The organism is Microbacterium sp. S1037, assembly GCF_048381605.1.
In the GTDB taxonomy this organism is placed as follows: domain Bacteria; phylum Actinomycetota; class Actinomycetes; order Actinomycetales; family Microbacteriaceae; genus Microbacterium; species Microbacterium testaceum_B.
Genome location: NZ_JBLWIG010000001.1, coordinates 134,845 through 148,805, shown reverse-complemented (window position 1 = coordinate 148,805; position 13,961 = coordinate 134,845). Strand labels below are relative to the sequence as shown.

Here is a 13,961-nt window from a genome sequence, read left to right as displayed (position 1 = left end):
CCGGCGCGACCTAAGACGCCGCCGCCTCGCCACCCGGCACTGCCGTGTCCGGCGCCGTCGCGCGCAGGCGACGCCGTACGAGCAACACCGCGACGAGCACGGTCGCGAGGATCACCGCCAGGAGCGCGTACAGACTCCACGGCACGGCCGCGACCGAGAACTCGGCCGTCACCGGCGCGAGGGGTGCGGCACCCAGGCCGACGGATTCCGGCGCGATGTCGACGGAGCCGGACACCCACCCGAGCGAGAACGCCGGCACCTCGCGCGCGATCTCCACGGTCGACCCCGGGAGCACCTCGGTCAGCTGCGCCGGCGGGGTGCGGGTGCCGAAGAGGCCCGCGGTGGCGACCGTCTCAGCCCCCGTCAGTCGTGTGTTGCCGGTATTGGCGAGCGCGTACTCGACGACGAGGCGCCCGGAGTCGAACGGGTTCCAGGATGCCTCGTACCGGGTCGAGACCGCGGACAACGCGACTGCCGGCACCAGCTCGCCCGCGACCCGGAGGTTGATGCGGGTGCCCAGGCGGCGGTCGACGGACAGCGTCGACGAAGCGTCGGTGCTCGTGAGGGAGGTCACGATGCCCGCGGCATGGTCGCCTGGGCGCGCGTCGGCGGGCACCGTGACGGTGAAGGGCACTTCGGCGGACTCGCCCGGCGCCAGCGACAGCGATGTCGTGGCGACCGACACCCACGTCCCGGCGCCCTGCGACGGCTGCCCGTCGACGAGGACGTCGATCTCGCCGGTGGATGCCGTGAAGGCGTCGGCGGCATAGACGGCGAGGGGGAGGGGCTCGGTGCCGGTGTTGACCACGGTCATCGCGTCGGAGATCACGCTCCCGGGTTCGACCACGTCGTACGTGAAGTTCGCGCGACCCGCGCCCTGCGCGTTGTCGGCGGTCTGCACGCTCCAGGCGACACCGCCGTCGGCGGCCGTCGCGGGTGCCGGAGCGACGATCGCGAGGAGAAGGGAGCCGAGGAGGGCGAACGTGAGAGGGCGTCGGAACACGGGCGGGCTTTCTGCGGGACGGGCGACGGGGACCCCGACGCGCGTCGGAGTCCCCGTCGGGTGGATTACTGCAGGGCGGTGATGGTGAGTTTCGCGGTGTAGTCGCCGGCCGGGGTCGTGCCGGGGATCACGAGCGACAGGTCGGCTCCCACGGTGGCGTTCGCGGCCGCGGTCGACGACGCGAGCACGCGCGACGCCCCGAGCCCGGTGCCGCCGAGGCGGGTCGACGCGACCTCCGCGCCGGCGGTGACGGTCTGCCCGGCCGTGACGAGCTTGGGCTTCCAACCGAGCAGGTCGCTCGAGAACGACCCGCCCGTGCTCGACGCGAAGTTCCCGACCTGGCCCGAGATGCTCCACGTGTACGGCGCGGTGCCTCCGGCGCGCGTGTCGGTCACGACGATGTTCGTGAGCGATCCGGATGCCGTGAAGTTCGCGCCGTCCTGCACGGCGGTGCCGAGGCTGGCCGGCGAGGTGCCCTCGAACGCCCACCCGAACGAGCCGGTGGGGTTGTCGACCCAGTCCGGGACCTCGACGATCACGTCGGTCGACGAGGCGAAGGCGATCGGGGTGAACGTCTCGAAGGGGGCGTACACGGTGCCGCTGCCGGCGTACGTGTAGATGCCGAAGTTCCCGGCGGCGAGGTTCTGCGCCTCGGTGGTGCTCAGGGCGAGGTCGACCGAGAACGTGCCGTCCTCCTTCAGCTCGATCGCGCCGCTGTTCGCGCCGCCGACGGTCGCCATGCTGGCGGCCGGGACCGCCCACTTCTGCGCGATCACCGAGCGTGCCGACGAGGCCGCGCCGGCCGAGGGCTTCCAGACGTCGGCGAACTTGCCGAACACGACGTACGTTCCGCTGAAGGTTCCGGCCAGGGGCGGTCGCGTGCCGTTGGTGGCGGTGCCCGACGGCAGGAAGCCGCTGCCCGTGACGGTGACCGTCTCACCCTGGGTGAGACCGCTGCTCTTCGAGACGGTGACGGTGGGAGCGGATGCCACGGGCGCGGCCGTGTAGGCGACCGAGAGCGGGCTCGCGGGCTTGCGCGCGTCGGCCGAACCGCCCGAGGAGTACCAGTACGAGCCCTGACCGGTCTTCACCTGGAAGTCGACGAACGACTGCGGGAAGGCCCCGGCGTTCGCACCGGAGGTGACCTGGGCGACCGAGCCCTCGGGGACGGTGATCGTGCGACCGAGGTAGTCGGGGGTCACGGTGAATCCGGTGGGGGTCACGTCGACGCCGGTCAGCGTGGCGATCACCACATTCGGCTCCGGGGTGAGGGTCTCGAACTTGTCGGGATCGTCCATCGAGGTGCCGTAGCCGCCGAGGGTCGCGGTGACCGTGCCGGTGCCGTCGCTCGCGACGGTGAGCTTCGGGTCGGTGATCCATGAGCGGGTCATGCCCGAGTAGTACGCCGAGGTGAACGACCCGGTCCACTGGATCGTCGCGGTGTTGGCATCCACGTCGACCGTGCCGGTGCCGCCGGTGATCTCGGCGATGTGTCCCGAGTTCAGTCCGTTCCCGGAGGTGATGGTGGTGCCGTTCGCGTCGGTGCGCAGGCCCGCGAACGTCGCTGCGGCGTAGCTGCCATCGGACTGCTTCTTCAGGATCTGCGTGTTGCCGTCGCTCTGCTTCCAGTTCGAGGTGGTGACGCGGTCGGCCGACGAGGTCGCCGTGACGATTCCGGCCGACAGCAGGTTGACCGTGCCGGGGGCGAAGGCGGCCGCGTTGGATTCGGCGTTGATGCCCCAGCGGAAGACGGCGCCGTCGACGGTGGTGTCGGCGGCGTGCGCGGGGGCGGCGACGAGAGCCCCGCCGAGGGCGATCGCCGCGGCAGCGAGGCTCGCGGTGGTCACGCGGACGAACCGGCGTCTGTGCGTGGAGGAATCCACGTTCGTTCCCTTCTCCACCTTCCGACGGGTCCCGACGGCATGCGCGGGTGCACCCCGGTGGGGTGCTGGAAGGCAGGTTAGGCTTACCTAAGCATGAAGTCCGCTTCCAGGCAATGTTAAGGGTAGGCTCACCTTACTTGGAGGTACGTTCATGATCCGTCGAACGACTCGTGGCATCGTCGCGCTCGCGCTCGCCCTGACCATGGCCACAGGACTCAGCGCATGCGACACCGCAGGAACCGCGCACGGCGACGTCGCCGGCTCGACGCCCCCACTGGCCGAGGTGACGCCGCTCGCCGACCCGCTGTCGTGGGAGGGGCCGTCGACCGCGGTCGCGGCCGCCGCGCCGATCGTGCCGGTCACCGACGGTGCGCAGGTGCTGCCCGCGACGGTCACCGACTCGCAGGGCACCGGAGTCACCGTGACCGACACCTCGCGCATCCTCACCCTCGACATCTACGGATCGCTCTCGCGGATCGTCTTCGAGCTGGGCCTCGGCGACCAGGTCGTCGCGCGCGACATCTCGACGGGATTCCCCGAGGCGGCGCACCTGCCCGTGGTCACCGAGAACGGTCACGACCTCAACGCCGAGGCGATCCTCGACGCGGCCCCCACGGTGATCCTCACCGACACGAGCCTCGGCCCGTGGGACACCATCCTGCAGATGAGGGATGCCGGCATCCCGGTCGTCGTGGTCGACTCGCACCGGTCGCTCGAATCGGTCGGATCGCTCATCGAGCAGGTCGGAGCGGCTCTCGGCGTACCCGAGCGGGCGGCGGCGCTCGCCGCGCGCAGCACCGCCGCGGTCGACGCCAAGATCGCGCAGATCGCCGCCGTCGCGCCGAGTGACCCCGCTCAGAAGCTCCGCATGATGTTCCTCTACGTCCGGGGGCAGTCGGGCGTCTACTACCTGTTCGGCGAGGAGTCCGGAGCGGACAGCCTGATCGAGGCCCTCGGGGGCATCGACGTCGCCGGTGAGATCGGCTGGAAGGGCATGCGCCCGATCACCGACGAGGCCCTCGTCGATGCGAACCCCGACCTGCTGATCATGATGACGAAGGGCCTCGAATCGGTGGGCGGCGTCGACGGTCTCACCGAGCACCTCCCCGCGGTCGCCCAGACGGATGCCGGTCGCCACCGACGCATCGTCGACATGTCCGACACCACGGTGCTGAGCTTCGGGCCCGCCGCCGCCGACGTGCTCGACGCGCTCGCCGTCGCCGTCTACGCGCCTGAGGCGACGGGATGACGGCGGTCGCGGCCGCACCCGTCGCCGCACCGAGAGCACGGATCGGCGCGCGTGTCCCGGCGGTCTTCGGCTCGCTCTCCGTGGCCCTCGTGGTGCTCGTCGTCGTGTCGGCCGGAAGCGGGCAGCTCTCGATCCCGCCCGATCAGGTCGTCGGCGCCTTCGCGCGCGCCTGGAACGAGGCGGTGCGCGGGATCGGACTCGGCGTGCTGTCGGTCGGGCCGGGCGCGGTCATGGAGCACGTCAACGGCGAGGCCACGCTGTGGCTGATCCGGATGCCGCGTCTGCTCATGGCGGTGCTGGTGGGGGCGACGCTCGCCACCGCCGGTGTCGTCATGCAGGGCGTGTTCCGCAACCCGCTGGCCGAGCCCGGGGTCATCGGCATCTCGTCGGGTGCGGCGGTCGGGGCCTCGGCATCCATCGTCTTCGGGCTCACGTTCCTCGGCCCGCTCACCCTGCCCGCCCTCGCGTTCGCCGGAGGGCTGGCCGCGACCGTGATCGTCTACGCCTCGGCGCGTGCCGACGGACGCACCGAGGTCGTCACGCTCGTGCTCACCGGTATCGCGGTCAACGCGATCGGTGGTGCCGCGATCGCGCTGTTCACCTACCTCGGGTCGACGCAGCAGCGCGAGCAGATCGTGTTCTGGCAGCTCGGCTCGCTCAACGGCACCCGGTGGGACGACCTTGCCGTCGTCGCCCCGCTCGCCATCGTCGGCATCGTCGCGTGCCTGTTCTTCGCCGGGAGCCTCGACCTCCTCGCGCTCGGCGAGCGGCAGGCCGAGCACCTCGGCGTGCGCGTGGAGCGGCTGCGCGTGATCGCGATCGTCGTGATCGCCCTGCTCACGTGCGCCGCGGTCGCCTTCTGCGGGATCATCGGCTTCGTCGGTCTCGTCGTGCCCCACCTCATGCGCATGGTGCTCGGGCCCGGTCACCGCCTGCTCCTGCCCGCGAGTGCCCTCGGCGGCGCGGTGCTGCTGCTCGCCGCCGACCTCGTCGCGCGCACCGCGGTACCCGGGTCGGAGCTGCCGATCGGCATGCTCACCGCCCTCATCGGCGGGCCGTTCTTCTTCTGGCTCTTGCGCCGAACGCGCCGCCGGTCGGGGGGATGGGGATGACGCCGGTGCTGCGTGCGCGCGGGATCTCAGCCGACGTCGGCGGTCGACGTGTGCTCGACGACGTCGACCTCGACCTCGCCGCGGGAGAGATGGTCGTGCTCGTCGGTCCGAACGGCGCGGGCAAGTCGACGCTGCTGTCGGTGCTCGCGGGAGACCGCACCCCCGCGACGGGATCCGTCGAGCTCGACGGGGCGGTCCTGGACTCGTGGCCCGTCGCCGAGCGTGCGCGCCGCCGGTCGGTCCTGACCCAGAGCAATGAGGTGTCGTTCCCCTTCGTCGTCCGCGACGTCGTGCGGATGGGGCGGGCGCCGTGGCGCCGGCACCCTGCCGCCGCGCGCGACGACGACGCGGTGGCCGAGGCGTTGGTCGCCGGTGAGGTGGAGGCGTTCGCCGACCGGGCCGTCACGGGGCTCTCGGGCGGGGAACGCGCCCGAGCGGCGTTCGCCCGCTCGTACGCGCAGGAGTGCGCGATCGCGCTGCTCGACGAACCCACCGCGAGCCTCGACATTCGCCACCAGCACCGCGTGCTCGCCCGCACGCGCGATCGTGTGAACGCCGGGGGCGCGGCCATCGTCGTCCTGCACGATCTGGGGCTCGCCGCCGCGTACGCCGACCGCGTCGTCCTGCTCGAGAACGGGCGGGTGGTCGCGATCGGGCCGCCGCGCGACGTGCTCGATGCCGAGCTGCTCACGCGGGTGTATCGGCATCCGATCGACGTCGTCGACGGGCCCCGCGGAACACTGCTCGTCGTCGCCGACGCTTCGCCCCTGGCATCCCCCATCCCCGGAGAACACGTATGAACCCTCTGACTCGTCGTCTCGCTGCTCTCTCGACCGCTCTGACCCTGACCGTTGCGGGCGTCGTCGTCGCCGGAGCCCCCGTGTGGGCCGCCGGGACCGTGACGGTCGCCGGCCCCGAGGGCGCGGCATCCGCGAGCCCCGATTACGCCACCGACGTGACCGTCTCGGGCTCGGGTTTCCAGTCGATCCCGAACGGTTTCGGCGGCATCTACGTGCTGTTCGGGTGGGTCGACGACCCGAGCGGCGGGTCGTGGCGCCCGAGCGCCGGGGGAGTGGTCGGGGCGGACTACCGGTACGTGCCCGACGCGGAATCGGCCGACAACAACGGGTACCAGCGCTTCCTGGCGTTCCCGGGCAGCCAGACCGAGAGCTCCGCGAACGGCACGTTGGGCGCCGACGGATCGTGGTCGGTGTCGATGGTGATTCCCGGGGCGGTGTTCGAGAGCCAGGACCGCGAGGGCAACGTGACCGAGGTCGATTGCCGACGCGTCACCTGCGGCATCATCACCATCGGCGCGCACGGGGTGAAGAACGCGAACAACGAGACGTTCACGCCGGTTTGGTTCGCAGCGGCCTCCGCGACCGAGGCCCCTGCCGCCGCGAGCGCGCCGGCCGCCGCGGGTGCCGTGCGCGTCGGCGTCGAGTCGGCCGCGGTCACGGCGGGAACGTCGATCGTCTTCACCGGCCAGGGCTTCACCCCGGGCGAACAGGTCGTCGCCTCGCTCGACGGCGGGCTCACGGCCGTGGGTCCACTCACCGCCGGGGCGCAGGGCGAGGTCGCCGCGGCTCTGCCGGTGCCGCGCGAGATCCGCGACGGCACGCACCTCGTCACCCTGCGCGGGGCAGGATCGGGCGCGGTGGCCGAGACCGAGGTCGCCGTCAGCGGCGGGACCGCGGTGGCAGCGGTCTCCGACGCGCCGACCGCGCCGACGTGGGTGCTCGTGCTGCTCCTGGCGTGCATCGCGCTGTCGGTCGCGTTGATCATCACGAGCATCGTCACCGCGATCGTGCGCGCGCGGACACGGCGTCGTGCGAAGCGGAAGCGCGCGGCTGCCGCGACGGTGCGGACGGATGCCGCGGCGGCGGGCACCCCGGCCACGCCGGGCGGCGCGTCTTCCGGTGCCAAACCACCTCCCGCCGCGCCGGCACCGGACGTTGCCGCTCATCCCGCCGCCGCGTCAGTCGGCACCGCCTCAGCCGTCGCCGCGCCGTCCGCTGCCGCGAACGACACGGGGCCGGTGGGCGAGCCCGTCGCTTCTCCGGACGCGCCGACCGAGCTGCTGCCCACGGGAACGCTGCGATGAGGGCGCGCACGGCGCTGCGGGTCGCTCTCGTGGCCGCCCTGCTGCTGGGGTTCGGCGCGGCCCCGGCGGCTGCGGCGGGTCCCGACGACGTCATCGTGACAGTGCCCGGGCCCGGGGGCGACCCCGGGGGCGGAGACGGCACCATCGTCGACGCGCAACTGCGGTGGGGTCTCAACGCCGAATCTGGGGGCGGAGCCTTCGCGGGGGGATGCAACTTCCTCAGCGCCGGTGTCGCCGGCGACGCGGGGGGCGCCCGGGTCTGGGGCGAGAACGACGGCCTCTACCGCGCCGAGGATGGCCGGGTGCGCATCGAGAAGCCGACGGCGGGGGGCCAGTGGGCGACCGCGTCGTGGGCCACCAAATGCCAGGATCCGACGGGCGCGGCGGTGTCGGTCGCCTCGACCGCGAGCACCAGCGGAAACCAGGTCGTCATCGACGGCGGCACGGGCACGCGCCGCGACGGCACGCTCGACATCCGGTGGTCGGGCTCGTTCACGATCGTGTTCTACGGAGGCATGACCTACTGGAGCGTGACGGACCCACGACTCACCCTCGACGCGGCGGGCAACGGCCAGCTCACGGCGAGCGCGAGTGGCTACGGCACCTCGATGGACGACATGACGAAATGGAGCCCGATCGCTGCGCAGACCATCGTGCTGGCCGACATCCGCGCGGCCGATCTCTCGAGCACCGGGGGCTTCACGGTCACCCCGCAGTACCTCGGAGTCTTGAGCGTGGGGGCGGGGCAGGTCGCACGCTCAGGGACGAACGAGGCGTACTGGGGGTCCTTCCCGCAGTCCTTCGTCGACTTCCACCGCCTGACGGGACAGCAGGGGTACTGGCTCACGACGGGCGGGGTCCGGGATGCCGCGAAGCCGGCGTCGCCCCTCACGGTGAGCTACTCGTCGGCAGCGCCGGTCGCCGTGCCGCCGTCGGCCGGGACGGGAGGTACTCCTGCGGACGCACCGAACAACCCGCTGCGGCGCGCGCCGGGGACGATCGCCGCCGCCGCGCCGCTGCAGCAGTTCCTCCCGGTCGCGGCGCCGCTGACGACACAGCCGCAGGCGGCCGGGCTGGTCCCCGAGTCGCGACGTGGCCTCTCGCCTCTGGTGGGGCCCCTCCTCGGCTCCGCCGCCGCGCTCGGGCTGGCGATCGTCGCGGTGCTCAGCATGATGCGGGCGTTCCCGTGGCAGCGAAGGGCGGATCTGCCCTGAGGGCGGGGTGTGCCGTCGCACGGAGTTCGGGGTAGACACGCCGTGGGAGGTGCCGCCGTGGCGGCGTGTCGCCCGGTGACTCCGCGTGACGGGTCGGGGATGTGCCCGGCGGGGGTGTGCCGTTATGCGGAGTCGGGGGAGGACACGCCGCTCAGGGCGCGACGGGAGCGGCGTGTCGTCGAGAAACTCCGCGTGACGGTACGGCCGGGCGCGGGTCGGTGTCGTTTCGCGGTGGGATGTACCGTCACGCGGAGTCGGGGGCCGACACGCCGATGACGGCACGCCCCGCACGGCGTGTCGCCGGAGAACTCCGCGTGACGGTACCGCGACCCGCCCCGCCCCGCGCGCGGACCTCGACCCGGACAGACCGAAACCGACCGTGCGGCCCCTGATGTCGGCGGCCGCGCCTAGGGTGAGGCCATGGAATTCGGCATCTTCGTCCCCCAGGGCTGGCGCTTCGACCTCGTCGGCATCGATCCGAGTGAGCACTGGCGCGTCATGAACGCGCTCGCTCAGAGCGCCGACGACGGCCCGTGGAAATCGCTGTGGGTCTACGACCACTTCCACACGACGCCCGTCCCCAGCGCCGAGGCGACTCACGAGGCATGGACCCTCATGGCCGCTTTCGCCGCCGCCACCGACCGCATCCGCCTGGGCCAGATGTGCACGTGCATGGGGTACCGCAACCCCGCGTACCTCGCCAAGGTCGCGGCGACGGTCGACGCCATCTCGGGCGGTCGCGCCGAGATGGGCATCGGCGGCGGCTGGTACGAGCATGAGTGGAAGGCCTACGGCTACGGCTTCCCGCCCATCGGCGAGCGCCTCGGGCGCCTGCGCGAGGGGGTCGAGATCATGCACCAGGCCTGGACGACGGGCGAAGCGACCCTGTCGGGGAAGTATTACGAGGTCGACGGCGCGATCGTGCAGCCGAAGCCGCTCCAAGAGGGCGGCATCCCGCTGTGGATCGCGGGCGGCGGCGAGAAGGTGACCCTGAAGATCGCGGCAAAGTACGCCTCGTACACGAACTTCGGTGGCTCGATCGAGGAGTTCGAGCACAAGACCGCGGTGCTGCGCGGTCACTGCGAAGCGCTCGGTCGCGACGTGAGCGACATCACGCAGTCCACCAACTTCAACACGATCGTGGCCGAGACCGAGTCCGAGGCCGAGGATCGTCTCGCCGCGGTCGTGGCCCGTCTCCGCCCCCACGTCGGTGACGAGCGGGCGGATGCCATCGAAGCCGACTACCGCGCCTCCGACGGCTTCGGCACGCCCGAGCGAATCGTCGAGCGGCTGCGCGAGCGTGCCGCCCACGGCCTCGGCTACGCGATCCACTACTTCCCCGAGGCGGCCTACGACACCTCCGGCATCTCGCTGTTCGAGCGCGAGGTGATTCCGGCGCTCTGACCCCGGCGCGTGAGGGGTCGGCCTCCGTTGCTCCCGGGCAACGAAAGCTGCTCCCTCACGCGACGGTAATCACACGAGCGGTGCCACGTCGGCGTACGCGTCGGTCTCGACGAACGGGACGGATGCCGCGCCGTCGAACACCCGCGCCCGTCGTGCCGTGGCATCCCACGCGGGCCAGCCAGGATCGCCGTCGCGCGCGAATGCAACGGCCGCCCCGTGCAGCTGCGCGGCGAGGCTTCGCGGAGGCGCATCCCCGGCGATCGCGCTGACCCCGTCCGCGTCGAGGTGGTCGAACCAGAACGGCACGTCGAGGCAGTGACACGCCCCGCCGAACCTCGGTGAAGCCCACGCGAAGCGGTAGACCCAGGTGGGCGCGACACCCCGCGCCCGCGCGACGCGCGACACCGTCGCGCGGATCACCCGGTCGGTCGCGTACCCACCGAGGATCGCCGCCGTTCCCTGTCGCCGCGTGCGCGCGAGGTACGCACGGCGACGCGAACGCCCGAGACCCAGCACCGCCAATGCGAGCGACACCGGCACGAACCGCAGCAGGCCGCGGTAGCGAGCGGTGAGCATCGTGAACTCGTCGTCGGTCGAGCCGATCACGAGCGGCACGCCCGTCTCCTCGGCGAGCACGTCGAGCGGATGCCGCGGCAACACGTCTCCGTCGATCACCGGTCCGAGCGGCAACCCGTTGTCGAGGAGCGCCGTCACCGAGGCGATCGCGCGTCCGCGCGGAGGCTTCCCCGCGGCTTTCTGCAGCTCGACCAGTCGTTCCTCCGTCACGCCGGCGAACCCGTCACGGTCGGCCGACACCCCCGCGAGTTCCGCCACGCGCGCGGCGAAGCGTCGAGCGGTGTCGGCGGGCACCGCCCCGATCGCGGGCGAGATCGCCATCGCGCCGTGGAAGAGACCGGATGCCGCCGGGCTCGCCATCAGCGCGAGCACCGACCCGCCGCCCGCCGACTGTCCTGCGACGGTGACGCGCGCCGGGTCGCCGCCGAAGGCGCCGATCTCGTCGCGCACCCACTCGAGGGCGGCGACCTGATCCCGAAGCCCGCGGTTCGAGGGTGCGCCGTCGATGAGCCCGAACCCGTCGAAGCCGATCCGGTACGAGATCACGACCACGACGACGCCGTCGCGTGCGAACGCGTCGCCGTCGTACCACCGGCTCGCGGGCGACCCCGAGGTGTAGCCCCCGCCGTGGATCCACACGAGCACCGGGAGGGTGGCATCCGGATCCCGATCGGCGGGGGCGAAGACGTTGACGTTCAGCGTGGCGTCGCCGGGCACGCTCGGCTCGGGGATGAGGGTGATGCCGGCGTCACCCCGCTGTGCCGTCGGCCCGTACGCGGTCGCGTCGCGCTCCCCGTCCCAGGGGGCGACGGGCGTCGGCGCGCCGAAGCGCAGGGCCCCCACGGGCGCCTGCGCGAACGGGATGCCGAGGAACACCGCCGTCCCGCCCCGTCGGAACCCTCGCACGGTTCCCTTCGAGGTGACGGCGAGCACGGTGGCATCCATTCCCCCATCCTGCCCGGTCGGGCTCACGCGCGAGCGGTGTCCCACCAGCGCAGGACCCGCAGCGCGAAGAACGTCAGCCAGCGGGAGGGCTCGCCGGCCGGGACGTCGACGGCGAACCACTCCGCCCCCTCGAGCGGGGAGGCCTGACGCCACGTGCCGTCGGTGTCGCGCGAGGCGCGCACCCGGTCGATCGCCTCTGCCAAGCGCGGGTCGGGCTCGGTGCCGTCGCGTTCGGACGCGGCGCGGAAGTGGTCGAGGGCGCGGAGCGCGCTGTAGCGAAAACGGAACGGATAGCCCAGGTGATGCGCCCACGCGTGCCGCTCTCCGGTCGACAGCCGGTACAGCAGCCTCCGCTCGAGCAGGTACTCCTCCCCGCCTTTCCGGGCCGCGTGCAGTTCGGGGGTGCCGCCGGTGCGCCACTCGTCGTCGAGGATCGCGATCACGGAGTTCAGGGTGGAGTGGAACGACGACTTCGTCGACCCGTCCACCCACTCGCAGTTCCAGCCGCCGTCACCGAGCTGATGCTCGACGAACCAGTTCCGGATGCCGCTGACATCCGCCCCCAACCACGCTCCGCTCGCGAGGGTGAAGGCATTGATGCACGCGTCGACCTCTCCGCCCCAGAAGGGCAGGTCGTCGTACTCCCAGCGGACGTTGCGGTCGATGAGCCCGACGGTGTCGGGGCGGAGGGCCTCGGCATCCACTCCCCATTCGCGCAGGCTCATCAGCGACCACGAGGTCGCGGTCCACGGCTGCGGATCACCCCACTCGAAGCCGGCGGGGAAGTGCGCGCCGCCGGCCCAGAGCCCGTCCTCGCCCTGAGCGGCGAGGAGTCGCGCCCCGAAACCCTCGTGCGGCACCCTTGCCCGCGTCGCTCGCCACTGCTCCTCGGGCGCGCCGAGCAGGTCGCGTTCGACCTTCCAGCGCAGCGCCGGGTCGCTGTCGGCCAGCCAGGCGAGGACGTCGTCGTCGGTCATCCGGGCAGGTTACGCCCGTAGCCGCGGTGCGTACAGGTTTTGGGTGGGCTGAGTGCGCGGGGCCGGGCGGGGTGCGGTGGCTGGGGTCGGGCGGGGCGGATGCCCGGGGTGGGGGGGGCGGCCGTGTCACGCATAAACGCTGTTCGCGCACGAAAACACGTGGAGAGCGCGTTTATGTGAGCGGAGAGCGTTTATGGCGAGGGGGCCGGGGCCGTGGCGGTGCGCCTGCTCGACCGGTCCGTGGCGCGTGGGGGCCGGGTGGGCCGCGGCGCTCGCGGCGGCGTGGTTGCCGTGGGCGGCGGCTGCCGCGTCACGCATAAACGCTGTTCGCGCACGGAAACACGTGGAGAGCGCGTTTATGTGAGCGGATGGCGTTTATGCGCGCCGTCCCGCGCCCCCGCGCCCCGCCCCGGGCCCCCGCCGCGGCGCCGCCGCCGGCCGGGGGAGCCGACGCCGACCCGCGCCCCGGCCCGTCACGCGTCGCGGCGCGCGCCCTCGGACGGCGTCACGGTGAACACGTTCGGGGCGCGGAAACCGGATGCCGCGAACGCGGCGAGAACCGCCTCGGTCGCCGCCGGGATGAGGCCGGTGGGGATCAACGCGATCGCCGCCCCGCCGAAGCCGCCGCCGGTCATGCGGGCACCGAGGGCGCCCGCGGCGAGAGTCGTCTCGACGGCGAGGTCGAGCTCGGGCACCGAGATCTCGAAGTCGTCGCGCATCGACGCGTGCGATGCCGTCAGCAGGTCGCCGATCGCCGTCGGGCCCTCGGCGTCGAGCGCGGCCACGGTGTCGAGCACGCGCTGGTTCTCGGTGACGATGTGGCGCACGCGGCGGAAGGTGACGTCGTCCAGGATCTCCTGGGCGCGGGGCAGGTCGTCGACGGTGAGGTCGCGGAGGGCGGCGACGCCGAAGGCGGCCGCCCCGCGCTCGCACGCCTCGCGGCGTTCGCGGTATCCGCCCGAGGAGTGCGCGTGCTCGACGAGCGTGTCGGTGACGAGGATCGACAGCCCGGCGTCGGCGAACCCGAGGGGCACCGCGCGGGTCTCGAGCGTGCGGCAGTCGAGGAACGTCGCCGCGTCGGCGACGCCCAGCATCGACGCCATTTGGTCCATGATCCCGGTCGGGGCGCCGACCGCGTCGTTCTCGGCGATGCGTCCCACGCGGGCGAGGGCGACCTTGTCGAGACCGGCGTTCCACACGTCGTTGAGGGCGGATGCCACGGCCCCCTCGATCGCGGCGGACGACGACAGGCCCGCCCCCACCGGCACCTCCGACGCCAGGGCGATGTCGACGCCGCGAGGCGCGGCATCCGGGGCCTCCCGAAGCAACGCCCACGCCACGCCCAGCGGGTACCCCGCCCAGTCGAGGCCGCCGGCGGCGATGCGGGCGTCGAGCTCGGCGAGCGGGACCTCGACCGCGTCGTCGGCGAACGTCGACCGAACGCGGATCACGTCGTCGTCGCGCAGCGCGACCGCGGCGGCCGTGCGCTGGGCG

Annotated in this window: 11 protein-coding genes; 6 read left to right on the top strand and 5 right to left on the bottom strand. The window is 72.6% G+C overall.

What is annotated here, in order from left to right; all coding sequences use genetic code 11:
• Positions 1 to 10 precede the first annotated feature (10 nt).
• Positions 11 to 1,003 carry a DUF916 domain-containing protein gene (locus ACMW4R_RS00620; protein ID WP_418298838.1) on the bottom strand — a complete coding sequence of 331 codons (993 nt, stop codon included), beginning with the start codon at positions 1,001 to 1,003 and terminating at the stop codon, positions 11 to 13.
• Between the two features lie 65 nt (positions 1,004 to 1,068).
• Positions 1,069 to 2,886 carry a hypothetical protein gene (locus ACMW4R_RS00615; RefSeq protein WP_418298837.1) on the bottom strand — a complete coding sequence of 606 codons (1,818 nt, stop codon included), beginning with the start codon at positions 2,884 to 2,886 and terminating at the stop codon, positions 1,069 to 1,071.
• A 151-nt stretch (positions 2,887 to 3,037) separates the two neighbouring features.
• Between ACMW4R_RS00615 and ACMW4R_RS00610 the strand changes: the two genes are divergently transcribed.
• The 6 genes from ACMW4R_RS00610 (at position 3,038) to ACMW4R_RS00585 (ending at position 9,969) form a co-directional block, all read left to right on the top strand.
• Positions 3,038 to 4,135: a heme/hemin ABC transporter substrate-binding protein gene (locus ACMW4R_RS00610; RefSeq protein WP_058597662.1), complete on the top strand. Its 1,098-nt coding sequence runs from the start codon at positions 3,038 to 3,040 to the stop codon at positions 4,133 to 4,135.
• Complete coding sequence (locus ACMW4R_RS00605; RefSeq protein WP_058597663.1) at positions 4,132 to 5,247, top strand: FecCD family ABC transporter permease; 1,116 nt, start codon at positions 4,132 to 4,134, stop codon at positions 5,245 to 5,247. The genes ACMW4R_RS00610 and ACMW4R_RS00605 overlap by 4 nt, the downstream gene beginning before the upstream one ends.
• Complete coding sequence (locus tag ACMW4R_RS00600; protein WP_418298836.1) at positions 5,244 to 6,047, top strand: heme ABC transporter ATP-binding protein; 804 nt, start codon at positions 5,244 to 5,246, stop codon at positions 6,045 to 6,047. Before ACMW4R_RS00605 ends, ACMW4R_RS00600 begins: the two co-directional genes overlap by 4 nt.
• Positions 6,044 to 7,351 carry a hypothetical protein gene (locus ACMW4R_RS00595; protein WP_418298835.1) on the top strand — a complete coding sequence of 436 codons (1,308 nt, stop codon included), beginning with the start codon at positions 6,044 to 6,046 and terminating at the stop codon, positions 7,349 to 7,351. Before ACMW4R_RS00600 ends, ACMW4R_RS00595 begins: the two co-directional genes overlap by 4 nt.
• Positions 7,348 to 8,565: a hypothetical protein gene (locus ACMW4R_RS00590; RefSeq protein ID WP_418298834.1), complete on the top strand. Its 1,218-nt coding sequence runs from the start codon at positions 7,348 to 7,350 to the stop codon at positions 8,563 to 8,565. The genes ACMW4R_RS00595 and ACMW4R_RS00590 overlap by 4 nt, the downstream gene beginning before the upstream one ends.
• 420 nt (positions 8,566 to 8,985) lie before the next feature.
• Positions 8,986 to 9,969 (top strand): LLM class F420-dependent oxidoreductase, encoded by a 984-nt coding sequence (locus ACMW4R_RS00585; protein WP_058597667.1) that lies wholly within the window; start codon positions 8,986 to 8,988, stop codon positions 9,967 to 9,969.
• A gap of 69 nt (positions 9,970 to 10,038) precedes the next feature.
• Here ACMW4R_RS00585 and ACMW4R_RS00580 read toward each other — a convergent pair whose 3' ends face one another.
• The 3 genes from ACMW4R_RS00580 to galK form a co-directional block, all read right to left on the bottom strand.
• Positions 10,039 to 11,490, bottom strand: coding sequence for a carboxylesterase/lipase family protein (locus ACMW4R_RS00580; RefSeq protein ID WP_418298833.1), 1,452 nt, complete (start codon positions 11,488 to 11,490; stop codon positions 10,039 to 10,041).
• Between the two features lie 23 nt (positions 11,491 to 11,513).
• Entirely contained in the window at positions 11,514 to 12,467 is a 954-nt protein-coding gene (locus ACMW4R_RS00575; protein WP_418298832.1) for a squalene cyclase, read from the bottom strand.
• Positions 12,468 to 12,940: 473 nt separating this feature from the next.
• A partial coding sequence (galK, locus tag ACMW4R_RS00570; protein ID WP_418298831.1) for a galactokinase occupies positions 12,941 to 13,961 on the bottom strand: 1,021 nt, incomplete at its 5' end.

Coding starts and splice junctions, on each gene's coding strand:
- ACMW4R_RS00595 (WP_418298835.1), top strand. CDS start 6,044: ATGAACCCTCTGACTCGTCGTCTCGCTGCTCTCTCGACCGCTCTGACC.
- ACMW4R_RS00605 (WP_058597663.1), top strand. CDS start 4,132: ATGACGGCGGTCGCGGCCGCACCCGTCGCCGCACCGAGAGCACGGATC.
- ACMW4R_RS00610 (WP_058597662.1), top strand. CDS start 3,038: ATGATCCGTCGAACGACTCGTGGCATCGTCGCGCTCGCGCTCGCCCTG.
- ACMW4R_RS00585 (WP_058597667.1), top strand. CDS start 8,986: ATGGAATTCGGCATCTTCGTCCCCCAGGGCTGGCGCTTCGACCTCGTC.
- ACMW4R_RS00590 (WP_418298834.1), top strand. CDS start 7,348: ATGAGGGCGCGCACGGCGCTGCGGGTCGCTCTCGTGGCCGCCCTGCTG.
- ACMW4R_RS00600 (WP_418298836.1), top strand. CDS start 5,244: ATGACGCCGGTGCTGCGTGCGCGCGGGATCTCAGCCGACGTCGGCGGT.
- ACMW4R_RS00575 (WP_418298832.1), bottom strand. CDS start 12,467: ATGACCGACGACGACGTCCTCGCCTGGCTGGCCGACAGCGACCCGGCG.
- ACMW4R_RS00580 (WP_418298833.1), bottom strand. CDS start 11,490: ATGGATGCCACCGTGCTCGCCGTCACCTCGAAGGGAACCGTGCGAGGG.